Annotated in this window: 26 protein-coding genes; 15 read left to right on the forward strand and 11 right to left on the reverse strand. The window is 71.8% G+C overall.

The annotated features are described in order from the left end of the window. Window positions 1–60: 60 nt before the first annotated feature. The 3 genes from ACIP84_RS08005 to ACIP84_RS08015 all read right to left on the reverse strand — a co-directional run bounded on the left by ACIP84_RS08005 (window position 61) and on the right by ACIP84_RS08015 (window position 3,272). Window positions 61–1,086: a 6-phosphofructokinase gene (locus ACIP84_RS08005; RefSeq protein ID WP_073902085.1), complete on the reverse strand. Its 1,026-nt coding sequence runs from the start codon at window positions 1,084–1,086 to the stop codon at window positions 61–63. 190 nt (window positions 1,087–1,276) lie between these two features. Continuing rightward, entirely contained in the window at window positions 1,277–2,005 is a 729-nt protein-coding gene (locus ACIP84_RS08010) for a glutamine amidotransferase (RefSeq protein WP_355958357.1), read from the reverse strand. Window positions 2,006–2,024: 19 nt separating this feature from the next. Further along, window positions 2,025–3,272 (reverse strand): MurT ligase domain-containing protein, encoded by a 1,248-nt coding sequence (locus ACIP84_RS08015; protein ID WP_355958359.1) that lies wholly within the window; start codon window positions 3,270–3,272, stop codon window positions 2,025–2,027. 126 nt (window positions 3,273–3,398) lie between these two features. Between ACIP84_RS08015 and def the strand changes: the two genes are divergently transcribed. Next, window positions 3,399–3,959: a peptide deformylase gene (gene def, locus ACIP84_RS08020; protein WP_401795966.1), complete on the forward strand. Its 561-nt coding sequence runs from the start codon at window positions 3,399–3,401 to the stop codon at window positions 3,957–3,959. 117 nt (window positions 3,960–4,076) lie between these two features. Here def and ACIP84_RS08025 read toward each other — a convergent pair whose 3' ends face one another. Beyond that, window positions 4,077–4,724, reverse strand: coding sequence for a TetR family transcriptional regulator (locus ACIP84_RS08025; protein ID WP_401795969.1), 648 nt, complete (start codon window positions 4,722–4,724; stop codon window positions 4,077–4,079). Window positions 4,725–4,886: 162 nt separating this feature from the next. On the opposite strand from ACIP84_RS08025, the gene ACIP84_RS08030 reads away from it, so the two are divergent. Then, complete coding sequence (locus ACIP84_RS08030) at window positions 4,887–6,104, forward strand: acyl-CoA dehydrogenase family protein (protein WP_355958364.1); 1,218 nt, start codon at window positions 4,887–4,889, stop codon at window positions 6,102–6,104. 227 nt (window positions 6,105–6,331) lie between these two features. Beyond that, window positions 6,332–6,742, forward strand: a complete 411-nt coding sequence (locus tag ACIP84_RS08035) for a DUF6221 family protein (RefSeq protein ID WP_401795973.1) — start codon at window positions 6,332–6,334, stop codon at window positions 6,740–6,742. Between the two features lie 58 nt (window positions 6,743–6,800). On the opposite strand, the gene ACIP84_RS08040 is transcribed toward ACIP84_RS08035, so the two are convergent. The 3 genes from ACIP84_RS08040 to ACIP84_RS08050 all read right to left on the reverse strand — a co-directional run bounded on the left by ACIP84_RS08040 (window position 6,801) and on the right by ACIP84_RS08050 (window position 8,331). Beyond that, window positions 6,801–6,980 carry a hypothetical protein gene (locus ACIP84_RS08040; protein WP_355958366.1) on the reverse strand — a complete coding sequence of 60 codons (180 nt, stop codon included), beginning with the start codon at window positions 6,978–6,980 and terminating at the stop codon, window positions 6,801–6,803. 137 nt (window positions 6,981–7,117) lie between these two features. Continuing rightward, window positions 7,118–7,762: a DNA alkylation repair protein gene (locus ACIP84_RS08045; protein ID WP_401797072.1), complete on the reverse strand. Its 645-nt coding sequence runs from the start codon at window positions 7,760–7,762 to the stop codon at window positions 7,118–7,120. Between the two features lie 101 nt (window positions 7,763–7,863). After that, entirely contained in the window at window positions 7,864–8,331 is a 468-nt protein-coding gene (locus ACIP84_RS08050; protein ID WP_355958369.1) for a VOC family protein, read from the reverse strand. A gap of 168 nt (window positions 8,332–8,499) precedes the next feature. Between ACIP84_RS08050 and ACIP84_RS08055 the strand changes: the two genes are divergently transcribed. Beyond that, window positions 8,500–9,873, forward strand: a complete 1,374-nt coding sequence (locus ACIP84_RS08055) for a cytochrome P450 (protein WP_401795977.1) — start codon at window positions 8,500–8,502, stop codon at window positions 9,871–9,873. Between the two features lie 53 nt (window positions 9,874–9,926). Here ACIP84_RS08055 and ACIP84_RS08060 read toward each other — a convergent pair whose 3' ends face one another. From ACIP84_RS08060 to ACIP84_RS08075, 4 genes are all read right to left on the reverse strand, one after another. Continuing rightward, window positions 9,927–11,135 (reverse strand): helix-turn-helix domain-containing protein, encoded by a 1,209-nt coding sequence (locus ACIP84_RS08060; RefSeq protein ID WP_355958372.1) that lies wholly within the window; start codon window positions 11,133–11,135, stop codon window positions 9,927–9,929. Between the two features lie 216 nt (window positions 11,136–11,351). After that, window positions 11,352–12,296, reverse strand: coding sequence for a hypothetical protein (locus ACIP84_RS08065; RefSeq protein ID WP_355958373.1), 945 nt, complete (start codon window positions 12,294–12,296; stop codon window positions 11,352–11,354). 126 nt (window positions 12,297–12,422) lie between these two features. Further along, a complete protein-coding gene (locus ACIP84_RS08070; RefSeq protein WP_401795981.1) occupies window positions 12,423–14,063 on the reverse strand; it encodes a DUF6801 domain-containing protein in 1,641 nt (546 codons plus the stop codon). Window positions 14,064–14,192: 129 nt separating this feature from the next. Then, complete coding sequence (locus ACIP84_RS08075) at window positions 14,193–14,828, reverse strand: hypothetical protein (RefSeq protein ID WP_355958377.1); 636 nt, start codon at window positions 14,826–14,828, stop codon at window positions 14,193–14,195. A 581-nt stretch (window positions 14,829–15,409) separates the two neighbouring features. Between ACIP84_RS08075 and ACIP84_RS08080 the strand changes: the two genes are divergently transcribed. Genes ACIP84_RS08080 through ACIP84_RS08130 form a run of 11 tightly spaced genes read left to right on the forward strand, consistent with a single transcriptional unit; the run spans window position 15,410 to window position 26,273 of the window. Then, window positions 15,410–16,423, forward strand: coding sequence for an ABC transporter ATP-binding protein (locus ACIP84_RS08080; protein WP_401795986.1), 1,014 nt, complete (start codon window positions 15,410–15,412; stop codon window positions 16,421–16,423). Further along, window positions 16,420–17,184, forward strand: coding sequence for an ABC transporter permease (locus ACIP84_RS08085; RefSeq protein ID WP_030316734.1), 765 nt, complete (start codon window positions 16,420–16,422; stop codon window positions 17,182–17,184). The genes ACIP84_RS08080 and ACIP84_RS08085 overlap by 4 nt, the downstream gene beginning before the upstream one ends. Before the next feature lie 5 nt (window positions 17,185–17,189). Beyond that, window positions 17,190–17,996: an ABC transporter permease gene (locus ACIP84_RS08090; RefSeq protein ID WP_073902099.1), complete on the forward strand. Its 807-nt coding sequence runs from the start codon at window positions 17,190–17,192 to the stop codon at window positions 17,994–17,996. A 1-nt stretch (window position 17,997) separates the two neighbouring features. Continuing rightward, window positions 17,998–19,251 (forward strand): MCE family protein, encoded by a 1,254-nt coding sequence (locus tag ACIP84_RS08095; protein WP_401795990.1) that lies wholly within the window; start codon window positions 17,998–18,000, stop codon window positions 19,249–19,251. Beyond that, window positions 19,248–20,303, forward strand: coding sequence for an MCE family protein (locus ACIP84_RS08100; RefSeq protein WP_401795993.1), 1,056 nt, complete (start codon window positions 19,248–19,250; stop codon window positions 20,301–20,303). The genes ACIP84_RS08095 and ACIP84_RS08100 overlap by 4 nt, the downstream gene beginning before the upstream one ends. After that, window positions 20,300–21,346, forward strand: a complete 1,047-nt coding sequence (locus ACIP84_RS08105) for an MCE family protein (protein ID WP_401795996.1) — start codon at window positions 20,300–20,302, stop codon at window positions 21,344–21,346. Before ACIP84_RS08100 ends, ACIP84_RS08105 begins: the two co-directional genes overlap by 4 nt. After that, a complete protein-coding gene (locus ACIP84_RS08110; RefSeq protein WP_401797075.1) occupies window positions 21,346–22,443 on the forward strand; it encodes an MCE family protein in 1,098 nt (365 codons plus the stop codon). Before ACIP84_RS08105 ends, ACIP84_RS08110 begins: the two co-directional genes overlap by 1 nt. Next, entirely contained in the window at window positions 22,440–23,651 is a 1,212-nt protein-coding gene (locus ACIP84_RS08115; RefSeq protein WP_401795999.1) for an MCE family protein, read from the forward strand. Before ACIP84_RS08110 ends, ACIP84_RS08115 begins: the two co-directional genes overlap by 4 nt. Further along, a complete protein-coding gene (locus ACIP84_RS08120) occupies window positions 23,648–24,922 on the forward strand; it encodes an MCE family protein (protein ID WP_401796002.1) in 1,275 nt (424 codons plus the stop codon). The genes ACIP84_RS08115 and ACIP84_RS08120 overlap by 4 nt, the downstream gene beginning before the upstream one ends. Then, window positions 24,919–25,434 (forward strand): hypothetical protein, encoded by a 516-nt coding sequence (locus ACIP84_RS08125; protein ID WP_401796005.1) that lies wholly within the window; start codon window positions 24,919–24,921, stop codon window positions 25,432–25,434. The genes ACIP84_RS08120 and ACIP84_RS08125 overlap by 4 nt, the downstream gene beginning before the upstream one ends. Further along, complete coding sequence (locus ACIP84_RS08130; RefSeq protein ID WP_401796008.1) at window positions 25,431–26,273, forward strand: hypothetical protein; 843 nt, start codon at window positions 25,431–25,433, stop codon at window positions 26,271–26,273. Before ACIP84_RS08125 ends, ACIP84_RS08130 begins: the two co-directional genes overlap by 4 nt. The last annotated feature ends 14 nt before the right edge of the window (window positions 26,274–26,287 follow it).

A 26,287-nucleotide genomic window follows, 5' to 3' on the forward strand; every position in this document is an offset into this window, starting at 1 on the left:
CCCCCGGCCGCGACTGCGACCGGGGGCGGTGTCACGCGAACGCGTCCGTACCGACGTGCGTCAGATCACGCACTCGGCCTCGGCGTAGCGGTCGGCGGGGACCGTCTTGAGGCTCTCCACGGCCTGGGCCAGCGGGACCATCGTGATGTCCGTGCCGCGCAGGGCCGTCAGCATGCCGAACTCGCCGCGGTGCGCGGCCTCGACCGCGTGCCAGCCGAAGCGGGTCGCGAGGACGCGGTCGTACGCGGTGGGGGTGCCGCCGCGCTGGACGTGACCCAGGATCACCGGGCGGGCCTCCTTGCCGAGGCGCCGCTCCAGCTCCACGGAGAGCTGGTTGGCGATCCCGGTGAAGCGCTCGTGGCCGTAGATGTCGGTACCCGCGGTCTTGAAGTCCATCGAGCCCTCACGCGGCTTCGCGCCCTCGGCGACGACCACGATCGCGAACCGCTTGCCGGCCTCGAAGCGCTCGCCGACCCGGGTGGTCAGCTCGTCGATGTCGAAGGGGCGCTCGGGGACGACCACGGCGTGCGCGCCGGCGGCCATGCCGGAGTGCAGCGCTATCCAGCCGGTGTGACGGCCCATGACCTCGACGACGAGGACGCGCTGGTGCGACTCGGCGGTGGTCTTCAGCCGGTCGAGGGCCTCGGTGGCGACGGTGACGGCCGTGTCGAAGCCGAAGGTGACGTCGGTGGAGGCGATGTCGTTGTCGATCGTCTTCGGGACGCCGACGATCGGGAGACCCGCCTCGGAGAGCAGGTTCGCCGCCTTGAGGGTGCCCTCGCCGCCGATCGGGATGATCGCGTCGAGCCCGAGGTCGGCCACATGGCCGCGGGCGCGCTCGACGCCGTCGACCAGGTGCGCGGGCTGGACCCGCGAGGAGCCGAGGATGGTGCCGCCGCGGGCCAGGATGCCGCCCACCGCCTCGAGATCGAGCTTGCGGTAGTCGCACTCCAGGAGGCCCTTCCACCCGTCGTGGAAGCCGATGACCTCGTCGCCGTGGTCGACGACGGCGCGGTGCACGACGGAACGGATGACAGCGTTCAGACCGGGGCAGTCTCCGCCGGAGGTGAGCACGCCAATGCGCATAGCCCAAAAACCTTTGCAACGTGGGCCGACTCCCGGACCACGTCGTCCGGCTGGATCCCCGCCACCCTATCGCCGCAGGGTGGCGGGGCCGAACCGGATGTCCGCACAGTGGACAACGTACGTTCGTACGAGGGACCAACAACGGCGCGCGTGTTGCCCCCGGAGCCGTCCCGGACGGGCCGTACGACCGCTACGCGGGCTGCGTGGCGGTCGCGATGCGCTCGGCGCGCAGCGCCTCGTACCAGCGGTCGTCCGTCGGCGGCAGCGCGTTCACGTCGAGGGCCAGCTTCAGGAGCAGGTCAGCGATCTGCGGGTTGCGGGCCATGACGGGGCCGTGCATGTACGTACCGAAGACGGTGTCGTTGTACGCGCCCTCGGTGCCGTCACCGGTTCCGTTGCCCTTGCCGAGGACGGTCCGGGCGAACGGCCGGGCCGTCGGGCCGAGATGGGTGATGCCCTGGTGGTTCTCGAAGCCCGTCAGCTGGGGCAGGCCGAGCCGCGGGTCGATGTCCGCGAGGACGTCGCCGACGCACCGCTCGCCCTCGCCGCGGGTCGTGGTGACGTCGAGGAGGCCGAGGCCCGGCTGCCGCTCGCCGACGTCGTTGACGAACTCGTGCCCCAGGATCTGGTAGCCGGCGCAGACCGAGAAGATGATCGCGCCGTTCGAGGCGGCCCGGGACAGGCCGCCGTCGCGGAGCAGGCGCTCGGCCGCGAGCCGCTGCGGACGGTCCTCGCCGCCGCCGATCAGATAGATGTCGCCCGAGGTCGGCACCGGCTGGTCGCTGCGGACGTCGACGCGCTCGACGTTGAGCCGGCGCTGGAGGGCGCGGCGCTCGACGACGAGGACGTTGCCCTGGTCGCCGTAGGTGCTGAGCAGGTCCGGGTAGACCCAGACCAGGCGCAGGCTGCTGTCACTCATGCTGCAAGTCCTCTACGGGTCAGTTGCCGACGCGGCGGCGGACGTCCTGGAAGGCGGTGTAGTTGGCGATCAGCTCGATCTGTCCGGGCGGGGCCATCGCGACGGCCTCGTCCAGCGTCTCGCAGACGCGGAAGTCCACACCCGCGACCTCCAGGCGGACGGCGAGGTCCAGCCGGCGGTCGCCGATCACCATGATCGGGTGTCCGGCGAGCCGGCCGTAGTCCACGTCCCACAGCCAGGAGGTGTCCGTGCCGTCGGCGCCGCGCGCGTTGACGGAGAGGATCACCGGGGCGGGCGGCCCGTCGATGAGGGAGAACGTCTCGAGCCAGCCCGCCGGGTTCTTCGCGAGCAGCAGACGCAGCTCACGGCCCTGGAAGGACACCACGTCGTAGCGTCCGGCGACGGCCTGCACCTGGTACATGCGCTCCAGGGCCACCTGCGGCGGAACTCCGAAGACGGCGGCGACGGCGGCCGAGGTCGCGGCGTTCGCCTTGTTGGCGCGGCCGGGCAGCTGGAGCCGGATCGGCCAGGCCGAGCCGTGCGGGTCGAGCACGTGGTCGCCGCTGAGCGCCCAGCTCGGTGCGGGACGGCGGAAGCCGCACTCGCCGCAGAACCAGTCGTCGCCCGGACGCTGCATCACACCGCCGCAGGAGGGGCACGACCAGGCGTCGTCCTTCCACTCCTGGCCGGCGGCGACCCACACCACGTTCGGCGAGGAGGAGGCGGCCCACACGATGAGCGGGTCGTCGGCGTTCGCGACGACGACGGCCTTCGTGCCGTTGAGGCCCTCGCGCCACTTCTCGGCGAGCATCCGGGTCTCGGCGGCGCGGTCGAGCTGGTCGCGGGAGAGGTTGAGCAGCGCGATCACCTTGGGCGTGGTGTCGCGGGCGACGCCGGCCAGGTACTTCTCGTCGACCTCGATGACGCCGTACTTGGAGTCGGAGCCACCGGCCAGAGCCGAGGTGATGCCGGCGGGCATGTTGGCGCCGAGAGCGTTCGAGACGACGGGGCCGGCGGCGCGCAGGGCCTCCGCGATCAGCCGGGTCGTCGTCGTCTTGCCGTTGGTCGCCGACACCAGGACGACGTCCAGATGCTGCGCGAGCCGGCCGAGGAGATCGGGGTCGAGCTTCAGCGCCACCTTGCCGCCGATCACCGATCCGCTGCCGCGCCCCGCCGCACGCGACACCGCGGCCGCGGCCCTGCCCGCCGTCACGGCCAGCTTGGCGCGCGGCGACAGCGGCTCTGGATTACCGGGGTGTCCTGACATCGTTCTTGTTCCTCCTTGCGTCGGTCCGGGCTCAGCCTATCGAGATCCGGCCAGCAGCCCGAACAGCGGCACCGCCGAGCGGCCGTGCGAAACAGCCAGGTCACGGCGGACCGTACCCTTACCGCCATGCGAAACCGCCCCATCCCCGGCAGTTCCGGCCACGTCCGAGCGATGACTCTGCTCGGCGACCCCGTGCTGCACACGCCCTGCGCGCCCGTCACCGACTTCGGGCCCGAACTCGCCCGCCTGGTCGAGGACATGTTCGCCACGATGTACGCGGCGAACGGCGTCGGCCTGGCGGCGAACCAGGTGGGCGTGGGCCTGCGGGTGTTCGTGTACGACTGCCCCGACGACGAGGAGACCCGCCACCTGGGACATGTCGTCAACCCGCGCCTGGTGGAGGCGGACGGCGACGTGTTCCGAGGCCCCGAGGGATGCCTCTCGCTGCCGGGCCTGGAGGCTCCGACGCCCCGTTACGACCGCGCGGTGGTCGAGGGCGTACGGCTGGACGGGACGCCGGTGCGGGTGGAGGGCACGGGGTTCTTCGCCCGCTGCCTCCAGCACGAGGCCGACCACCTGGACGGCGGGGTCTACGCGGACCACGTCACTGGGTGGCGCAAGTCACGTCTGATCCGCGCGATCCGCAAGCAGCCGTGGGGGAGCGGGGCCGGGATGCTGCAGGGCTGACGAGGCCCGGGGTCGCCGGGTCGCCGGAGGCTTGCGGTCGCCGGGGCCCGGAGGTCCCCAGGGTGCCGGGCCCCGGAGGTCCCCGGGGTGCCGGGGCCCGACGGCCCCGGCGAGAAGCTAGAACCCCGGTCCGCCGGGAAGGTCCGGTGCCTGCGCGAGGCGGCCCCACAGGAGGTCGGCAAGGCTGCGGACGAGGTCCTCGCGGGAGCAGGGGCGCTCGCCGAGCCACCAGTCGCCCGCCGCGTGCATCATGCCGACGATGCCGTGACCCCAGATCCGGGCCTGGGCCTCGGCGCCGGGGCCGAGGTCGACCCGCTCGGCGATGACCTGGCCGAGCTCCTCGCCCATCCGCCGGAGCAGGGGCGCGGAGTGGCGGCCGACGTCGAAGCCCTGCTCGGTCTGGTGCGACTCCTCCGCCGGATGCATGAGGAAGCGGTAGACCTGCGGCAGCGCCTCGATCGAGGCGAGGTAGGTGTCGAGGGTGGATTCGACGCGGCGGCGGCGGTCGGACGGCGCGTCGAGCGCGGCCCGCAGGGCGGCGAGGAGGGCGTCCGTGTGCCGGGTGGCGAGGGCGCGGTAGAGGCCGCCCTTGTCGCCGAAGTGGCGGTAGAGGATCGGCTTGGTGATGCCTGCCTCCGCCGCGATCGCGTTCATGGACGCCTTGGGGCCGTCCCGGAGCACCACCCGGTCCGCCGCCTCCAGCAGCTCGCGCCGCCGCTGTTCGGCGGGCGTCTGCTGGTCGGTGGTCCGGTGTGCGATGTCCATAAGTGTGTCTCCCCGCCCGTGCGATTCGTGAGGCTGTCGCAACGTAACACCCGGCCGGTGTCCGCTGCCGGTCGGGCCGAACCGCTCCACCGCAGGTTGACAGCCCATACCCGCCGGTAACAGACTGGTGTTACCGCAAGTAACGTACAGCTGGGAGGGACGATGGGCGAGTTCACGCTCGATCTCGACGATGACCAGAAGCAGGTGCGCGACTGGCTCCACGGCTTCGCCGCCGATGTGATGCGCCCCGCGGCCGCCGAATGGGACGAGCGTGAGGAGACTCCCTGGCCGATCATCCAGGAAGCGGCCAAGATTGGCATCTACTCGCTCGACTTCTATGCCCAGCAGTTCTTCGACCCGACCGGTCTCGGCATCCCCATGGCGATGGAGGAGCTCTTCTGGGGCGACGCCGGCATCGCGCTCTCCATCGTCGGCACGGGCCTCGCCGCCGTCGGCGTCCTCGCCAACGGCACCGAGGAGCAGATCGGCACCTGGGTCCCCCAGATGTACGGCGACGCGAACGACGTCAAGGTCGCCGCGTTCTGCTCCTCCGAGCCCGACGCCGGCTCGGACGTCGCCTCCATGCGCACCCGCGCCGTCTACGACGAGGCCACCGACGAGTGGGTGCTCAACGGCACCAAGACCTGGGCGACCAACGGCGGCATCGCCAACGTCCACGTCGTCGTCGCGGTCGTCGACCCCGAGCTCGGCTCGAAGGGCCACGCCTCCTTCATCGTGCCGCCGAACACCCCCGGTCTCTCCCAGGGCCAGAAGTTCCAGAAGCACGGCATCCGCGCCTCGCACACCGCCGAGGTCGTCCTCGAGGACGTCCGCGTCCCCGGCCACTGCCTGCTCGGCGGCAAGGAGAAGCTCGACGAGCGGCTGGCCCGAGCCCGGGAGAAGGCCAGGGCCGGTGGTGGCGAGCGCGTGAAGAACGCCGCCATGGCCACCTTCGAGGCCTCCCGCCCCGCGGTCGGCGCCATGGCCGTCGGCACCGCCCGCGCCGCGTACGAGGTCGCCCTCGACTACGCCAAGACCCGCGTCCAGTTCGGCCGCCCGATCATCGAGAACCAGGGCGTCGCCTTCCAGCTCGCCGACATGGCCACCCAGATCGACGCGGCCCGCCTCCTGGTCTGGCGCGCCTCCTGGATGGCGACGGCCGGCAAGCCCTTCACGGCGGCCGAGGGCTCCATGTCCAAGCTGTACGCGAGCGAGGTCGCCAAGAAGGTCACGGCCCAGGCCATCCAGATCCTCGGCGGCAACGGCTACACCCGCGAGTACCCGGTGGAGCGCATGCACCGCGACGCGGCCATCTACACCATCTTCGAAGGCACCAGCGAGATCCAGCGCATGGTGATCAGCCGGGCCATCGCGAAGTAGGCGGGTGCGCGGCCGGAACTCCCGGCGGGACCCGCACGCAGGAGCGCCGAGGAAGAAGGCCCGCACCGTGCGGGTGCGGGCCTTCTTCGCCGTGCCTCGTGGAACGCCCCCGAACCGTCGGCCGCTGCTCGTACAGTGCGGCCATCCATCCGCCCCCGCCGGCTGGTGCGGCACTCGGACCCGCCCCGTCGTGACGCACCGGGGCGGAACACCTTCCGGAGAGCCCCGTGGACGACCTGATCGCCTTCCTCAAGGCCCGTTACGACGAGGAGGCAGCAACCGCGGCCCGGCCCGGTGAGACCGGCGAAAGCCTCCGCCCGTGGGAGATCGCCGGCGATCCGTACCTCCGGATCGCCAGGGCGCGGGTGGTGACCGAGGTCATGTCGAAGCGGCAGCTGCTCGAAGCCTCCGCTGTCACCTGCCCGCCCGTGTGCGGCGTCGGCGGCGAGCATGCGTTCACCGGCTCGTGCGCCCTCCGCTGGATGGGGCCGGTCACGGAAGCCGACGGTGAGCGCTGGGTCCACGACGACACCGGCGCCCGGTTCACGGCTCCGCCCGTGACGCCGGAGTGGACGATCCGGGTCCTGGCCCTGCCCTACGCCGGTCACCCCGAGTACCGCACCGAGTGGCGGCCCTAGCCGGGGGTGTCTGGTCGATCAGGCCGGAGCCCGGCCCGATCGACCAGACCCCCCCGGCTCAGGCTGCGAGGCCCTGCTCGGGCTGCGTCGCCTCGGCCCACGCTGCCACGAGCACCTGGTAGATCCGCTGCTCGTCGGCCGTCAGGGAGCGCTGCTGCTCGCCGGCGCGCACCCACAACGTACGAATGGCGTCGTTCAGGGCGTCGGGGCCAGGGGTCTCTCTGTGGTGATCGGACATGCGTCCAAGGCTAGGGCCCGCGTCCGACGAAACGGGCACTGTCCGGGCGTGCGTTGCGCCACGCTCTCGGGTCCGAAGGCCGTGAGACCGGCCACCTGCCCCTCCGCCCGCCATGGGATCGGCCGGACGCGCCCCCGCTACGCCGCCTCCCTGCGGCGCACCATCTCGTTGATCCACACGGGCGCGAACGGAGACGTGCAGCCCGGGGACGTCGGGTAGTCCTTGAGGACCTCCAGCCGCTCACCGACGGCCAGCGCCCGGGCGCGCCGCTCCGGGTGCTCGATCCCGATCTGGGCCAGACAGTGGTTCATCGCCCACTGCAGGCGGTCCGGGGCGTCCTTCATCTCCGCCTCGACGACGTCGAGCAGTCCGTCGAGGTCGAGGCCGTCGGGCCTCTTCGCGACCCGCTCGGTGGTCAGGGCCCAGCCGGCGCTCGCGACCACCGGATCCGGGTCGGCCGTCCACGCCACGCGCAGCTCCTCGGCGTGGGGGCTCTTCTTCACCACGTAGTTCACGAGCCAGTCGTGCACCTTCGGCGCGCGCGCCCCGCGGAGCATGGCGTCCAGCTCGTCCCGGCCGAAGGCCTTCGGCCGGCAGATCAGCAGCGCGAGGAGCCGGGCCGCGCTGTCGTCCGTCTCCCAGAGCCGCTCCGCGAGGTCCTGCTGCGTCTTGAGCCGCTTCGCGAGCGCGCGCAGCTTCCCGAGGTTCACACCGTGGTCGTCACCGTGCCTCTCGTTCACCGCGCGCGCCTTGGGGTCCTCCAGCGCGGCCAGCTCGGCCATCACCTCGGCCACCGTCGTCTCGGCCACCTCGGTCTCCTGTTCCTCGTCGTCCGCGCGATGCGGTCTGCCACCGGCCCCGCCCCGCCCTGCCGGGCGGGACGTCACACGAGACAGAACTCGTTGCCCTCGGGGTCCTGGAGGACCACCGCGTAGTAGTCCATGCCGTTCGGCTCGTCCATCGTGTACAGAATCGTCGCGCCGAGGGCCGTGAGCCGCGTCACCTCGCCGTCCACCCGCTCGCGGCGCAGGGCGAGCGGCACCCCGCGGCCGCCGCCGACCTTCAGGTCCAGGTGGACGCGGTTCTTGACCGTCTTCGGCTCCGGGACGCGCTGGAACCAGACCCGGGGACCCCCGCCCTTCGGGTCCACGATGGACTCCGGGAGCTCCCCGGCGTCCTCCCCCAGCTCGTCCTCGGGGACGCCGATCGCCTCCCAGTAGTCCCGCCAGGTGGCGTGGCCCTCGGGCGGCGGATCGGGGACGTAGCGCAAGGCCTCGAGCCAGAACGGCACCAGCCGCTGCGGGTCCGCGCAGTCGATGGTCAGCTGCAGGGTCATCTCGGGTCGCTCCATGCGGCGAGCCTCTCAGACACCACTGACAGCCGCCCGGACCGAGCACGGCCGACAGCCGCCCGGATCGAGCCAACAGGCCAGATCCGGTCCGCTGTTCGGGCATCCCTACCCGTGAGTCACCCGCTGCGGGACAATCACCCGTCAGGCGACGATCGAGGGGAACCGTTCATGGCCATCACCACCGGTGCCGAAGCGCCGCAACTCGCGGGACGTGCGCTGCTCGGCTCCATGCTCGACCTCAAGAACGACTCCCTCGGCACCTTCCTCCGCGCCCGCCGCGACCACGGCGACGTCGTACGGATCACCGCGGGCCCGCCCGGAATCCGCGCCACCGTCTACGGCGTCTTCTCCGCCGAGGGCGCCCAGCAGGTCCTCGCCGGGGAATCGGCCAACTTCCGCAAGGACAACGCCTTCTACCAGGAGGTCCGCGAGTCCTTCGGCAACGGGCTCCTCACCAGCCAGGACGAGGACTACCTCCGCCAGCGCCGGCTCGTCCAGCCCCTCTTCACCCGCCGCCGGGTCGACGGCTACGCCGCCGCGGTCGCCGCCGAGGTCACCACCCTCACCGAGGAGTGGCGGGAGGCCGGCGCCGCCTCCGTCGACGTCCTCCAGGACATGGCCCGCCTGGCCCTGCGCGCCGTCGCCCGCATCCTCTTCGGCACCGACGTGGACGCGGCCGTCGAGATCGTCGAGAACAGCTTCCCCGACCTCGGCGCCTACGTCCTGCGCCGCGGCTACTCCCCGCTCAACGTCCCCCGCGACTGGCCCACCCCCGGCAACCGCCGCGCCGCCACCGTCCACCGGGCGCTGTACGAGGTCTGCGACCGCATCATCGCCGAGCGCCGCGACTCCGGCCGCGCCCCCGGCGACGGCCAGGACCTGCTGACCCTCCTCGTCGAGGCCGAGAGCGCCGAGGACGGCAGCTTCGACGCGATGGAGCTGCGCGAGCAGGTCCTCGTCTTCCTGCTCGCGGGCCACGAGACCACCGCCACCTCCCTCGGCTTCGCCCTCCACCTCCTCGGGATGCACCCGGAGGAGCGGAAGCGGGCCCACGAGGAGGTCGACCGGGTCCTCGCGGGCCGTACCCCCGGCGCCGCGGACCTCGACGCCCTGCCGTACGTCACCCGGGTCCTCAAGGAGGCCATGCGGCTCTTCCCCGCCGCCCCGGTCATCGGGCGCCGCGCGGTCGCCGCCACCTCGATCGGCGGCGTCGCCATCCCGGCGGGCGCGGACGTCATCGTCGCCCCCTGGGTCACCCACCGGCACCCGGACTACTGGGAGGACGCGGAGCGCTTCGACCCCGACCGCTTCACCCCCGAGGCGGAGGCCGCCCGCCCCCGTTACGCCTGGTTCCCCTTCGGCGGCGGCCCGCGCGCGTGCATCGGCCAGCACTTCTCGATGCTGGAGTCGGTGATCGCGCTGGCGATGATCCTCCAGCGGTACGACTTCGAGGCCGTCGACACGGTGGTGCCCGTGGCGCCCGCGATCACCCTGCGGGCGGCGGGCCCGGCCCGCTGCCGCCTCACGCCCAGGACGGCGTAGGCGGGCGTCCGTACGACCGGGGCCGCGACGCGCAAGCGCGTACGCGGCCCGGCTCAGTCCGTCCGCCTCCCGCCGAGGTGGAGTGCGCGCAGGGCCGCTTCGAGGGCGAACCGGTGGTCGGGGTCGAGGAGCCGGTCGCCGAAGTGGCTGTCCAGGTTCCGCAGCCGGTAGCGGACCGTCTGGGCGTGTACGCCGAGCATCTCGCCGACCTGCTCGGCGGGTGCCCGGGTGGAGATGTGGACCCGCAGGGTCTCGATCAGCCGGTCGCGCCGGGTGCCGGACAGCTCGTCGAGCGGCGCGAGTTCGCGCTGGGCGAGCTGGGCCACCAGGGCGGGGTCGGACAGCAGCCACAACGTTGTCAGGTGGTCCTCGCAGTGCACGAGCGGGGCGTCGGCGACGACGCCGTCGTCGATGAGCTGGAGGACGCGCCGGGCCCACCGGATGGAGTGGGCGGCCTGGGCCGGCGGCACGGTCAGACCGACGACGGCGGGGGTGCCGGCCAGGGCGGAGCCGAGCATCGCGAGGCGGTCGGCGGTCAGCGGGCCGGGGATGAGCAGATACGGCTGGGGAAGGGTGAGGTCGGCGAGGACGTCCCGGTCGAGCCCCGCCTGGACGAGCTCGGCGAGCGGCGGGCGGAGGGCGACCAGGGTGCACTCGGCGGGGAGCTGCCAGGAGGCGTCCCGGCACAGCTCGGCGATGGTCGCCCGGGGCAGCGGCGGCCCGGCGACGACCAGGTGGAGTAACTGTCTTCGCAGCGCGGCCACATCGGACACCGCGCGGGTCTGAACCATGACGTAGCCCTCGCGGGACAGGGCCTCCAGCTCGTCGACGTAGGCGAAGAGGGCGTCCGCGAAGGCGAGGATCAGGGTGGGGGAGAGGTTGTACGTACGTCCGATGATCTTGGCCCGGCGCAGTGCGACGCGCGCGCCCAGGCGGTAGGCGCCCAGCAGCGTGTCGAGGTCGCGCCCCTCGTAGGCCTCCACGCGGCCGAACTTGCGGAGCAGTTCGTCCCGGAGGGCCGAGTTCGTCCCGGGGTCGGCGACCCGCTCCACGAAGGCGGCGAGCGCCTGCTCCACGCCTTGGCGGATCGCGTCCGAGTGCGGCCCGTTGAAGAGATGGGCGTACACGGGATAGGTCCGCTGGACCTCCATGCCGATCTCCTTGATGAGGCCGGGGATCTCCGGCCTCATCAGGGCGGCGAACTCCCTGGGGAGAGGTTCGAGCGGTTCACCGATGTCCGGCGACTGGGCGATTGCGGGCATGAACCGATCCCTTGCTCTCCTACGCGACCGGTGGGGGAGCGACGGTGCGGAGCCCAGCCTGGCGTGGTGGGCGCCGCCGTGGTCGTCAGGTGCGTACCTACGTGGACTGCTGAAGCTAAGTGAACTGCTGTGTGCTGTACACACGTTGAGCAAGAGTTGGCGTGCCGGAGGGGTACGCGCTTACCTACTAGGCCGGGAATCGACCCTGAGTGGCCGTTACCGAACTGCCGAGTGCCAGTTCCGGGACAGGACCTTGCCCGCGTCGGGGGCGGCGAGACCGGGGGCGAAGAGGCCCGTCAGGTGGGTCTGGGTGTTGTTGAGCGTGAGGCTGTTCTTGCCGGCGGCGGAGGGCAGCCCCGTCTTGAGGTTGACCGCGGCGTCGATCAGGCCGAACCAGCCGAGGCCGCAGCCGCTGGCGCCGGGGACGGCGAAGGTCTTGTCGCTCTGGGTGGAGCCGAGGATGTTGAGGCGGCTCATGTCGCCCTCCTCGTTCGGGGAGCCGTCGCCGTTGAAGCGCTCGACGCCGAAGTCGGGCGACGTGAGGTTGCTCGGGCGCAGGATGATGGGGTTGGCCTTCGTCCCGATGTAGCAGTTGCTGCCCAGGAACGGGTTCTCGAGCCGGATGCGGACCGGGATGGACACGATCGGCTTGTCGGTGAGCACGCCCGCGATCTGGTCGAAGTCCGACGGGGTGCCGACCGACTCCATGGTGGCGGTGATCTTGTTGAGCTTGGCGTCGGTCAGCTGCCGGCAGATGTCGGAGATGAACGGGATGTCGCTGGGACACATCAGACCGAGGAGGCCGCCGGGGACGGTGGCCGGGGCGGCGATGAGCGCGCCGCCGGCCGGGGCGGTGACGGTGCTGGTGCCGTCGGGGTTCTGGACGACGCCGATCTGGAGGTTGGTGCTGCCGGTCGTCACGGTGGTGTTGCCCAGCTTGATGGAGCCGCTCGCGGAGGAGGAGACGACGCACTGGGGCGATGTGTCGAGACCGTCCGAGGCGAGCATGGCCCCGGCGTCGACGGGGCAGCGGGTCGACGGCCCCCAACTGCCGTTCAGCTGCGGGTTGCCGGCCGTCGCCGTCCCCATGGAGGCGAAGGCGCCGAGCGCCGTCAGGGCGGAGAGCGTGGCGAGGCGGGTGCGGGAGGAGACGAGGGGCATGACGATGCCTTTCGTTGACGGGGCGGGGCGGGGCGGGGGCGAGGGGGTGCGGGGCGAGCGGTGGACCGGTGGAGCGCGGGAGGGCGAGGGACCGGAGGCGGGCCGGGGCAGGCCGGGTGCGCAGGCTCAGCGCTCGGGCTTGGGGACCACGTACGGCTGGCGGTCCGCGGTGCACTGGCCCTCGGTGGGCACCTCCACGCCCACCGCGCAGGTCTGGCCCTGGATCTGCCTGATGTGGTTGCCGGGGCCGGAGATGGAAGCGGTGAGGAGGCGGTCGAGGTTCTCGCCGCCGGTGCCGCAGCCCTTGAACGCGGGGATCGTCACCTCGCCGGTGAGCGGGCCGCCACTGGTGAGGACGTAGCCGGTGGCGTCGGTGCCGTTGAGAAGCTGTCCCTTGCCGAGCAGCACCAGGTGGTCACCGGGGTACTTGGCGGGCTGAGGCTCGGGGGAACTGAGCGGTGTGACCGTGCGGCAGTCGGGGCCGACGTCCAGCGGGGTGCCGTTGACCTCCACGTCGAGAACGCGCAGGACGAGAGGGACCCGGATGTAGGTCTCCGCGATGTTGTCGGGGAAGACGAGGAGGACGTCCGACTCGACGACCAGGGGCCCCGCCTGCTCCAGTACCAGGGTCGCCTTGGTGGGCGCGAAGCCGAAGGTCAGAAAGGTGGACGTGAAGGGCGGGGACTGCTTGCGCCCCTGGTACCGGAGGGAGCCCTCCGACTTCTGGAGCAGGTGCAGGGTGCCGTCCGGACGGAAGTCGATCACCGGCTCACCCTGTTCGAGCTGGACGCAGGACACCGGGATGAGCGAGGCCCCGTCGAGCTTGTGCACGTTGGAGTAGCCGGTGATGTACGCGGAGAGCGAGGTGGAGGTCGGCTTCTCGGTGACGCAGGGCGGTGCCTTCGGGCGGCCGGCGGTGGCGGGCGCGTTCTCGGGGGCCACTCGCGGGCCCTTGCCGGCCTCCGTGGCGGCCGCCGGGCCAGGCGGTGCTCCGGTCGTTCCGCCCGTGGGCTCCCGGCCGGCCGGGGTCGACGGCCGACCGGAGGGGGTGGCCGAGGACGAGGGCGCGGAGGAGGGCGGGGACGAGGAGGGGGCGGTCGGGGGAGTGGACGGCGTGCCGGGACTCGGGGTGGCGGCGGAGCCCGGCGTGACGGGGATCGCGGCGAGCACCGTCCGGTTCTCCGCGTCCGGCCCGGGGACGCAGCTGACGGAGAGGGACGCCGGACTGGTGGGCGTACCGTCGGCCTTGCTCGGGGCGAGGCCGACAGCGAGGTTTCCGGCGGTGAGGGTCAGGTCGCCGGCGGTGCCCGTCGTGAGAGCGGGGACGTCGCCGGTTCCGGTGAGGGTGAGCGGGCCCACCGCGGGGACGGGGGCGGGCTGGGCCGTGCCGAGCCAGGTGACGTCCGTGCTCGCGCCGTTCTGGCCCACGCCGACCGTGAGCGTCGTCTCCGCCCGTACCGTGGCGGCGTCGAGGGCGGTGAGCTCGGCCGCCACCGCTGCCGGGAGTTCCAGTGTCGTGCTGACGTCGGCCGCCTCGATCGTCTCGCCGACGGTCGCCCGGTCGGGGACGGTCGCCCTGATCCGTACCGTCGCGGCCTGCGGGCCCGAAGGCAGGGTGCAGAGGTAGGGGAGCCGGGTGTCGACCTCGTGCGAGCCCAGGGCCACGGCAGCCGCGGGGAGAAGGGGGGCGAGTGCCACGAGTGCGGCGATCGCCGCACCGCGCGTCTGGGCGCGGGAGGGCCGCAGGGCGGCTCGCTGGCCTCTCATCTGGTACTCCGCTCGGATCGTGCGCGCGAGCGTCGTGTGCGCGGGCGCGAGGGGAAGGCCGTCGGGGCGCGGACGGCCCGCGTCCGCCCGGCCGGGGTCGCCGGCCGGGCGGACGCGGGTTCGCGCGCCCTACGGGTTGGAGCCGACGATCGTCGGGATGGTGCTCGTGCCGGTCACCTTGACCAGGTAGTCGCCCTTGAAGAGCGGCTTGGCGCCGACCGGGACGGCGGAGCCGCAGTTGGTCGAGGAGACGACGGTGAGCTCGCCGGTGACGCTGTTGACCGCCAGCTTGCCCGTCGAGTTGGTGTACGTGCCGGAGGCCTTGCCCGTCACGCGGAAGACGCAGGCGCCGACCGTCACCTTGGCGTCGACGTTGCCGACGTAGCCCTTGGTGACCCCGGTCGCGGCGGTGTAGTCCTGCGCCACCACGGTCCACGGGGTGGTCGCGACGGTGGTCACGTTGCCCAGGACGCTGGTGCAGGGCGCGCCGGTGGCGCCGAAGGCGATGGCGCTGATGGAGGCGACGGTCGCCGGGTTGCCGGTGGCGCTCGCCATGGTGCCCGAGGCCTTCGAGTTCGTACACGTCATGGCGATGCCGTTGACGCTCAGGACGACGTTGCCGCTGTTGGTCGCGTTGAAGCTGGCGGGCGTCGGGTTGACGGTCCAGACCGTCGAGGGCACGGCCGAGGCGGGGCCGGCGGCGAGGGCGAACGCGGCGGTGGCCGCCCCGGCGACGACGGCGAAGTTTCTGATCTGCTTCTTCATGGGTCCCGGACTCTCCTTGAGGATTGACCAGCTGAGGGTGCGACCGCGGTGGGGGGAGCGGTCGGCGGCCCGGTATTTCTCGGCCGCGAAACCTGACGTTACTTGCGAGAAACTTAGCTGAACAATGCCGCTGTCCATGATTCTTTGAAGAAGCCTAATTGCCTGTCAAGCGGGTGAGCGGTGGCCGGAATCTCCTTGGTTCCGCGGTGCGCAATGTCGACAATTATGATCGATCAGGGATGGCTGGATTCAGCATTGCTCTCCCTGGTGACAAGCTGCGAAATGGAATTGTCTCCCTGCTGATAAGGGCCCGGCCGTCCTCCCCCTGTCGCCGAAAACTCCGGATCCGGTATTGCCCGGGGAGGTTACTCGGCCGTAACGTTCCCGTGGCGACGACAGGAGTCGCAGGTCGGCCCATCCGTGTGTCTCCGCGCAGACAAAGTCGAACCCGGTCTTTGTCTCCGTGGTGACAAATACAGGAGCGGATCAAGGATTTTGCGCCACGCCTCTTGTCCCAGTGATCCGCACCGACTTAACGTGCGCCCGCGGCGCACCCCCGACGCACGCTTGCTGGAGGTGGGATGGGAATCGAAGTAGTCGTTGAGGGTCTGACCATGTCCTTCGGCAAGCAGAATATCTGGCAGGACGTGTCCCTGACCTTGCCGGCCGGAGAGGTGAGCGTGATGCTCGGCCCTTCCGGTACCGGGAAGACGGTCTTCCTGAAATCGCTCATCGGGCTGCTCAAGCCCCAAAAGGGCCGCGTTCTCATCAATGGCGTCGACATGGTGAGCAGCCCGGAACGAGACATCTACGAGACCAGGAAACTCTTCGGCCTCATGTTCCAGGACGGCGCCCTCTTCGGCTCCATGACCCTCTTCGACAACATCGCCTTCCCGCTGCGCGAGCACACCCGGAAGCGGGAGTCCGAGATCCGGCGCATCGTGATGGAGCGGATCGACCTCGTCGGCCTGCTGGGCGCGGAGGGGAAGCTGCCGGGCGAGATCAGCGGCGGCATGCGCAAACGAGCCGGCCTGGCCCGCGCCCTGGTCCTCGACCCGCAGATCGTCCTCTGCGACGAACCGGACTCCGGGCTCGACCCCGTCCGCACCGCCTATCTGTCGCAGCTGCTCATCGACCTCAACGCGCGCATCGACGCGACGATGCTGATCGTCACCCACAACCTCGACATCGCCGCCACGGTCCCCGACAACATGGGGATGTTCTTCCGGCGCAACCTCGTCACCTTCGGCCCGCGCGAGGTCCTCCTCACCAGCGACGAACCGGTCGTCACCCAGTTCCTCGCCGGCCGCCGCGAAGGCCCCATCGGCATGTCCGAGGAGAAGGACGCCGCCCTGCTCGCCGCCGAGCTGGACAACCCCGCCGACCGCCCGACCGCGCCCCGGGCCATCGTCCCGCAGCTGGAACCCTCGCCAGGCCTCCCGCCGCGCGCGGCGGTCGCACGCCGCCGCGAGCGCGTCCTCGGCATGCTCGACCGGCTGCCGCGCGCCGCCCAGGCCGCCATCCGCGACACCTACGCCAGGGACGCGGCGTACACCCTGCCCCAGCGGCAGCGGATCACCGGGAGCGGCTCGTGATCACCGGCGCGCTGCGGCAGACCGGCCGACTCTTCGCCCTCGCCGCCGAAGTGACCCGGGCCGTCTTCCGACGCCCCTTCCAGTTCCGGGAGTTCGTCGAGCAGTTCTGGTTCGTCGCCAGCGTCACCATCCTGCCGGCCGCGCTCGTCTCCATCCCGTTCGGCGCCGTGATCGCCCTCCAGGTCGGCTCGCTCACCCAGCAGTTGGGAGCCCAGTCGTTCACCGGCGGCGCCAGTGTGCTCGCCGTCATCCAGCAGGCCAGCCCCCTCATCGTCGCCCTCCTGATCGCCGGCGCCGGCGGCTCCGCCATCTGCGCCGACCTCGGCTCCCGCAAGATCCGCGAGGAGCTCGACGCGATGGAGGTCATGGGCGTCTCGCCCGTGCAGCGGCTGGTCGTCCCGCGCGTCCTCGCCACCATGGCGGTCGCCGTCCTGCTCAACGGGATGGTCTCCGTCGTCGGCACGCTCGGCGGCTACTTCTTCAACATCATCCTCCAGGGCGGCACCCCTGGTGCCTATCTCTCCAGCTTCTCCGCCCTCGCCCAGCTGCCCGACCTCTACATCAGCGAACTCAAGGCCCTGATCTTCGGGTTCATCGCCGGCATCGTCGCCGCCTACCGGGGACTCAACCCCCGGGGCGGCCCCAAGGGGGTCGGCGACGCCGTCAACCAGTCCGTCGTCATCACCTTCATGCTGCTGTTCTTCGTGAACATGGTGCTGACGGGCATCTACCTGCAGATCGTCCCGCCGAAGGGAGGCTGAGACCGATGGCCTCCCCGTTCGTCTGGCTCGACCGGTCCGGTGACCAGCTCCTCTTCTACGTCAAGGCCCTGCTCTGGGTGCCGCGGACCCTGCGCCGCTACCTCAAGGAGGTGCAGCGGCTGCTCGCCGAGGTCGCCTTCGGCTCCGGCGGTCTCGGCGTCATCGGCGGCACCATCGGCGTCATGATCGCGATGACGCTCTTCACCGGAACCGTCGTCGGCCTCCAGGGCTACGCCGCCCTGGAGCAGATCGGCACCGCGGCGTTCACCGGCTTCGTCTCCGCCTACTTCAACACCCGCGAGATCGCCCCGCTCGTCGCCGGGCTCGCCCTCTCCGCGACCGTCGGCGCCGGATTCACCGCCCAGCTCGGCGCCATGCGCATCAACGAGGAGGTCGACGCCCTCGAAGGCATGGGCATCCGCTCCATGCCGTACCTCGTCACCACCCGGATCATCGCCGGCGTCGTCGCCATCGTCCCGCTGTACGCGATCGGCCTGCTCTCCTCCTACCTGGCCTCGCGCTATGTGACCGTCCTCTTCAACGGCCAGTCCCAGGGCACGTACGACCACTACTTCAACCTCTTCCTGTCACCGACGGACGTCCTGCTCTCGGTGCTGAAAGTGCTGATCTTCAGCGTGATGGTGATCGTCGCCCACTGCTACTACGGCTTCCGCGCCTCCGGCGGCCCCGCCGGCGTCGGCATCGCGGTCGGCCGCTCCGTACGCAACGCGATCGTGCTGATCAGCGTCACCGACTTCTTCCTGTCGCTGGCCCTCTGGGGCGCGACCACGACCGTGAAGGTGGCGGGGTGAGATGAGCGACTCACGTGCCGAGACCCTGCGCCGCCGCTTCGCCGGCGTGGTCTTCCTCCTGGTGCCCGCCCTGCTCGCCTGGCTCGCGGTCGCCGTCTACGACAAGAAGTTCACCGACTCCGACCCGATCGTCGTCGAGACCGGCACCGTCGGCAACGAGATGCACCTCGGCGCCGAGGTGAAACTCCGCGGCGTCGTCATCGGCGAGGTCCGCGCCATCGACGCCACCGACGGCGGCGCCCGCCTCACCCTCGCCATGCGGCCCGGAACCCTCCGCCACGTGCCGTCCGACGTCCGCGCCCAGATGCTGCCCACGACCCTCTTCGGCGAACGGTTCGTCGCCCTCGTACCGCCCGGCGGCTCCACGGCCGACCCGCTGCACCCCGGCGCCGTCATCCCGGAGGACCGATCGAGCAACGCCGTCGAACTCCAGCAGGTCCTCGACAACGTCCTGCCCCTGCTCACCGCCGTCCAGCCGCAGAAGCTCTCGGCCACCCTGTCGGCCGTCTCCCAGGCCCTTGAGGGGCGCGGCGACAAGCTCGGCGACACCCTCACCCGGCTCGACGCCCACCTCCGGGAGTTCAACCCCCAACTGCCCGCCCTCACCCGCGACCTGAAAGAACTCGTGAAGGTCAGCCACCTCTACGCCGACGCCGCCCCCGACATCGTCACGGCGCTCACCGACTTCACCACCACCAGCGGCACCCTCGCCGAGAAGGAGGCCGACCTCGCCGGCACCCTCGGCTCCACCACCAGGACGGCCCAGGACCTGACCGCCTTCCTGCGCCAGAACAAGAACAACATCATCCGGCTCAGCGCCACCAGCCGTCCCACCGTGGAGCTGCTCGCCGAGTACGCGCCCTCCTTCCCCTGCACCCTGCGCACCCTCGCCCAGTTCGTACCGGCCATGGACAAGGCCCTCGGCAAGGGAACGAACCAGCCGGGACTGCACGTCGACGTCACCACCGTGCCCGCGCGCGGCGCGTACGTCCCCGGCCGCGACACACCGTCCTACGGCTCCGGCGGCGGCCCGCGCTGCTACCCCGTGCCCTACCTCGGCATCCCGGTCGCACCCGCCGCACGGGCCTCCGCCGCGGCCGCCCAGAACCTCGGCCCCGCCAACTCCGCGCAGGAGAACGACCTCCTCAACGAACTCCTCGCTACCGGGGCGAAGCAGCGGCCCGGCGACCTCCCGGACTGGAGCAGCACGCTCGTCGGACCGGCGTTCCGCGGCGCGGAGGTGACCCTCCGATGACGAAGCAGCCCGCCCACACCCGCCGGCGCGGACTGACCGGCACGCTCCTGAAATCCCTCGCGTTCGTGCTGGTCACGGCACTGGCCACCACCGTCCTCGGCCTCAGCATCGCCAACACCGGGGTCGGTTCCGCCACCCGCTCCTACAAGGCGCTGTTCACCGACGTCACCGGGCTCGTCAAGGGCGACTCCGTGCGCATCGCCGGGGTGAAGGTCGGCGAGGTGACCGACGTACGCGTCGTCGAACGGCGCACCGCCCAGGTCACCTTCTCGGTCCGCGAGGACCGCTCCGTGCCCCGCTCGGCGACCGCCGCCGTGAAGTACCTCAACATGGTCGGGCAGCGCTACGTCTCCCTCGGGCGGGGCAGCGGCGACCTGACCGGCACCCTGGACGACGGGGACACCATCCCGCTCGCCCGCACCACGCCCGCCCTCGACCTGACCCTGCTCTTCAACGGCTTCAAGCCGCTCTTCGAGGGCCTCTCGCCCGCCGACGTCAACGACCTCGCCGGATCACTCGTCCAGGTCCTCCAGGGCGAGAGCGGCACCGTCGACAGCCTGCTGCGCCACATCGGATCCCTCACCAGGACGGTCGCCGCCAAGGACAAGGTCATCGGCCAGGTCGTCACCCACCTCAACACCGTCCTCACCACCCTCAACAACCGCGAGGCGGCCTTCGACGACCTCGTCGTCACCCTCCAGAAACTCGTCACCGGCTTCAACACCGACCGCAAGCCCCTCGGCGAGGCGGTCCAGGCCATCGGCGACCTCACCACGACGACCGCCGGCCTCTTCCAGGAGGCGCGGGCCCCCCTCAAGAAGGACATCCGCGAACTCGGCCGCCTCTCCGGCACGCTCGGCGATCACACCCCCGCCATCGAGGCCTTCCTCGCCCGCACCCCCGCCAAGATGACCGCCCTGGCCCGGCTGTCCTCGTACGGATCCTGGTTCAACCTCTACCTCTGCGAGGCGCGCGTGACCGGCGTGGGAACCTCCGACGGCTCGAAGCCGCCGACCGGGATCGCCGTGACCGAACCGAGGTGCCGCGGATGAGCCCCCGCCCCCGGCTCACGCCGGTCAAGGAGCGCAACCCGGTCGCCGTCGCCGTCGCCGGACTGCTCCTCCTCGCCCTGGTCGCCGCCCTGGCGTTCAACGTGGAACGACTGCCCCTCGTGGGCGACGACACCACCTACAGCGCCGACTTCTCCGAGGCCGCCGGACTCGACGCCGGCGACGAGGTGCGCATCGCCGGCGTCAAGGTCGGCAAGGTCACCGACGTCGCCCTCGACGGACCCAAGGTCAAGGTGACATTCGAGGTCGGCGACGCCTGGGTCGGAGACCGCTCCACCGCCGCCATCGCCATCAAGACCCTCCTCGGCGAGAAGTACCTGGCGCTCGACCCACTGGGCTCCGACCGGCAGGACCCGGGAACCCGCATCCCGCAGTCGCGCACCACCTCCCCGTACGACGTCACCCAGGCGTTCCAGGACCTCAGCGGAACCGTCGACGCCATCGACACCAAGCAACTCGCCGAGAGCTTCGAGACGATCTCCGACACCTTCAAGAACTCACCGCCGCACGTCCGCAACGCCGCCACCGGCCTCTCCGAACTGTCGAAGTCCGTCTCCAAGCGCGACACCGAACTCGCCCGGCTCCTGGCGAACAGCAGCACCTTCACCAAGACCCTGGAGAGCAAGAAATCCAGCTTCGAGACCCTCATCGAGGACGGCGGCTCCCTGCTCGGAGAACTCCAGAAGCGCCGCGACGCCATCCGCGCCCTCCTCAAGGGCAGCAGGGCGCTCGGCACCGAACTCGGCGGCCTCGTCAGCGACAACGACCGGCAGCTCGGCCCCACCCTCAAGGCCCTCAGCCGCGTCACCGGAGTCCTGGAGAAGAACAGCGGCCGGCTCGACAGGACACTCGCGCTGATCGGCCCGTACTACCGGCTCGTCGGCAACACCCTCGGCAGCGGCCGCTGGTTCGACAGCTACCTGTGCGGCGTCGTGCCCCGTACCTACCTGCCCGAGACCTCGCAGCCCACGACCGGATGCCTGCCGCCGAAACAGAAGGCGACGGCCAAGGGGAGCGGTGAATGATGACCAGACCCGGAAAACCCCTCGTCGCCGGGCTCGCCCTCGTGCTGCTCGCCGCCTGCGGTCTCGTCGCCGTCCGCGTCCTCGACGACGACGGCACCCGGATCACCGCCTGGTTCGACCGGACGGTCGGCATCTACGCGGGCTCCGACCTTCGCGTCCTCGGCGTACGCGTCGGCGAGGTCGAGTCCGTGGAACCGCAGGGCACCCGGGTACGCGTCCGGCTCCTCCTCGACGAGGGCGTCCGCGTCCCCGCCGATGCCCGGGCCCTCGTCGTCGCCCCGAGCATCGTCGCCGACCGGTACGTGCAGCTCACCCCCGCGTACAGCACCGGCCCCACCCTCGCCGACGGCGCGGAACTGCCCGCCGCCCGCAACCGCACCCCCGTCGAGATCGACCAGCTCTACGACTCGATCACCGAACTGAGCCGGGCCCTCGGACCGAACGGCGCCAACTCCACCGGCGCCCTGTCCGAACTCCTCGACACCGGCGCGAAGAACCTCAAAGGCAACGGCACGTCCATCGGCACCTCCATCAAGGAGTTCGGCAAGGCCGCCAAGACCCTCGACGGCAGCAGCGAGGACCTCTTCACCACCCTCGGCCGGCTCCAGACCTTCACCACCATGCTCAAGGAGAAGGACGGCGACGTCCGCACCGCCCAGGAACGCCTCGACGAGGTCGTCGGCTACTTCGCGGAGAACAAGGACGACCTCGCCGGCGCCCTCAAGGAACTCGGCAGGGCCCTCGTCCAGGTCAAGGCGTTCATCAAGGACAACCGCGGCGAACTGAAGAAGAACGTCGACCGGCTCGTCCCCCTCACCCAGACCCTCGTCGACCAGCGCGCCTCCCTCGCCGAAGCCCTCGACGTCGCCCCGCTCGCCGCCTCCAACGTCGTCAACGCGTACAACAAGGACACCCGCACCCTCGACGGCCGCGCCAACCTCAACGAGATCAGCATGGGCGGACCGCTGCTCCCGCTGCCGGTGACCGGCGGATCCGCCTCGACCGGCGGATCCGCGGGAGCCGGCGGCGCGGTGGGACCCGGCGGCTCCTCACCGGCCGGTGCCCCCTCGGCGACCACCGGAGAGGGGGACCGATGAGACGCCCCACCCTGCCCACCGGGCGAGTGGCCGGAGTCGGAGCCGCCGGAGTGATCGCGCTCGGCGTCGGACTCGCCGTCGTCCTCGGCGTGACCCCGGGGAACCCCTTCCGCTTCGACGGCATCGAGGACCTGCCCCTGCCCGGCGGCGCCGACCTCGGCCCCCACCCCTACACCGTCACCGCCGAACTCGACGACGTGCTCAGCCTCGTGCCGCAGTCCGCGGTGAAGGTCAACGACGTCGCCGTCGGCCGCGTCACCGCCATCGAGCTCGGGACGACCGACACCTGGTCCGCCCGCGTCACCCTGAAGATCAACGGCGACGTCCGGCTGCCCGCCGGCGCGGGCGCCCGACTGGAACAGTCGAGCCTCCTGGGCGAGAAGTACATCCAGCTCGTCGCCCCGCCGAAGGACGACGGCGGACTGCTCACCGACGGCAGCGTCATCCCGCTCACCCGCACCAGCCGCAACACCGAGGTCGAGGAGGTGTTCGGCGCCCTGTCCCTGCTCCTCAACGGCGGCGGCGTCAACCAGCTCAAGACCATCACCCGCGAACTCAACGCGGCGCTCGACGGACGCGAACCCGAGGTCCGCTCGATGCTCCGGAGGGTCAACACCCTCGTGACGACCCTGGACGCCCACCGCGGCGACATCACCCGCGCCCTCGACGGCCTCAACCGGCTCTCCGCCACCCTCGCCGGCCGCAAGAAGGACGTCGACACGGTCCTCACCGGACTCTCGCCCGGCCTCAAGACCCTGGAGAACCAGCGGGGTTCCCTGCTGACCATGCTGCGCGCCCTGGACACCCTGTCCGGGGTCGCCGTCACCACCATCGACGCGAGCAAGAAGGACATGGTCGCCGACCTCAAGGCCCTCGCGCCCACCCTCACGGCACTCGCGGACGCCGGTGCCGACCTGCCCGAATCGCTCCAGGTGCTGCTCACGTACCCCTTCACCGACGAGGTGCTGCGGGGCGTCAAGGGCGACTACCTCAACACCTACCTGCACCTCGCCGCCGCCCCGGGCACCGAGGTGATCCCGCCGCTGATCCCCAAGGCCGAGCCCACCCCCACGCCCACCCCGACCGACCCGGGCCCCGCCGCCCGCCGGGGAACCGGGGCCGACACCGGAACCGGCATCCCGAGCCCGAACCCGCCCCTGCCGCTGCCCCCGGCCGCCCCGCCGAAGGACGGAGGCGAGACCCGGTGATCACCCGCACCGTACGGCTGAAGAACCTCGCCTTCCTCGTCATCGCCGTCCTCGTCCTCGGCTTCGTCGGCGTCCGCTACGCCGACCTCGGCCGCTACGCCGGCGTCGCCGACCACTACACCGTGCGGGTCCATCTCGCCCGCACCGGCGGCCTGTTCACCCACTCCGACGTCACCTACCGGGGCGTCTCCGTGGGACGCGTCGGCGACATCGGCCTGACCGCCGAAGGCGTCGTGGCCGAGCTGCGCATCAAGAAGTCCGCCCCCAGGATCCCCGCCGACGCGCGGGCCGTGGTCGCCGGACTCTCCGCCGTCGGCGAGCAGTACATCGACCTGCGCCCCGAGAGCGACGACGGCCCCTTCCTCGCCGACGGCGCCCGCATCGAACAGTCCGACACCCAGGTGCCGGCGCCGGTCACCGACGTCCTCGCGAGCATGAACGACCTCACCGACTCCGTGCCCCTGGAGTCCCTGCGCACGGTCGTCGACGAACTCGGCAAGGCCTTCCAGGGACACGGCGACGACCTCCAGGTCCTCCTCGACAGCGGCAGCCGCTTCGTCCAGGCCGCCGACACCTCGCTGCCGGCCACCACCCGGCTCATCAACGACGGCGAGGTCGTCCTGCGCACCCAGGCGGAGGAGAGCCGGGCCATCCGGGACTTCGCCACCGGCGCGCGCACCCTGGCCACCACCCTCAAGGGCTCCGACGGCGACCTGCGCCGACTCCTGGCCGTCACCCCCGACGCGACCGGCCAGGTCAGCGGTCTCCTGCGCGACCTCGACCCGAGCCTGAGCGTCGTCCTCGCCAACCTCCTGACCACCTCGGAGATAGCCGTCACCCGGCAGCGCGGCATGGAGGAGCTGTTCGTGAAGTACCCGGCGGCCGTCTCGGCCGGAGCCACCGCCGTCGAAGGAGGCCGCATGAACTTCGGCATGGCCGTCACCTTCTTCAAGCCCCTGCCCTGCACCTCGGGATACGGCGCCACGCGCTACCGCAACGGCCTCGACCTGGGCACCGCGCCCGCCCTCAACACCGGCGCCTCCTGCACGGGCTCCGCCGCGGCCGGGGTCAACGTGCGCGGCTCGGCCCACGCGCCGAAGGGCGGCCCCGTGCCCGTACCGGCCCGGCCCGGTTCCCTGCCCTCCGGCAGCGCCCGCGCCACGGCCGACACCCGGCAGCCCCTGCCCGGCGCGCTCGCGCTGCCCGGCCAGAACGGCGGGCCGACGGACATGGCCGGCCTCCTCGGCCTGAACACCGGGGGCACCCGATGAGGCGGGGCCGGATCCTCGGCGCCGGCGCCCTCGTCGTCGCCCTCGGCTTCTGTGGCACCGGCGTCTGGACCTACGCGCAGGCCCGCGCCGACGAGGGCCTCGCCTTCGGCCGCGAGCGGGACACGGCGCTCGCCGAGGGCCGGGCCCGCCTCACCGTCCTCAACTCCCTCGACGCCTCGACCCGCGAGCACGCCGAGGAGGGCATCCGGGCCTGGCGCGAAGCGTCGACCGGACCGCTCCGCACCGAACTGGGGCGCACCGCACCCGCGGTGGGCGCCTCGGCGCGCGCCACGGTCACCGAGGCCGCCCTCACCGCGCTCGACGCGAGGGCCGGTACGGCGAAACTCATCGCGACCGTCCGCGTCGACGTCACCCCGCGCGGGGGCGGTGCCGCTTCCACCGACCGCAAGCGCCTGGAGGCGGTCCTGACGCGCACCGGCGAGGACACCTGGAGGGTCGCGGCGCTGAGCGCGGTGCCCGTCGCCGGGGCCGAGGAGGGCGAGGACGAATGACGCGACTCGTGCGCGGGAGGACGAGCGCCCGGTCGGCCGAGCCCGTGACCGACGGGGGAGAGGCGCCGGAGCGACCGGAGGAGGCGACCGAGACCGCGGCGGACGCCACGGCCGAGACCGCGGCAGACACCACGGCCGAGACCGCGGCAGACACCACGGCCGAGACCGCGGCAGACACCACGACGGAACCCACGGCCGAGACCACGGCGGACGCCACGGCAGAGACCGCGGCCGAGGGCGAGCCGGCGGCCGCGGACGGGGACGGAGAGGTCCCCGAGGCTCCCGCGGACGACACTGCCCGCCGCTTCCCCACGACCTGGCGGAAGGCCGCCCTGGCCGCGGCCGTCGCCGTCCTCCTCCTCGCCGGGAGCGCCTTCTTCTACGGCGCCCACCAGCTCAGGTCCACCCCCTCGGCGCGCAACCACGCGCTCACGGACGCCGGGGCCACCGCCCGCGTCGGCGGTGACGTCGGCGAGGGCCTCGCCCGGATCTTCTCCTACACGCCCGCGAGCGACGACGCCGTCGAGCGCTCCGCCGGGACCGTCCTCGCCGGACGTGCCGCCCGCCAGTACGCGGACCTGTTCGCCCAGGTCCGCGCGAAGCTCGTCGAGCAGCGCATCACCCTCAGCACCCAGACGGTGCGCACCGGTGTGATCGAACTCGACGGGGACAGCGCGCGCCTCCTCGTGTTCCTCGACCAGACCTCGCGCCGGGGCACCGCGGGTCAGGACAAGGCCCGTCAGGACAAGGCGACCGCCACGTCCGCCGCGGCCCAGCTCACCGTCACCGCGACGTTCCAGGGCGACCGGTGGCTGATCGTCGACATCAAGGCCCGCTGAGCATGAGCGGGAGA

It is taken from the genome of Streptomyces sp. NPDC088707, from assembly GCF_044752725.1.
In the GTDB taxonomy this organism is placed as follows: Bacteria; Actinomycetota; Actinomycetes; order Streptomycetales; family Streptomycetaceae; genus Streptomyces.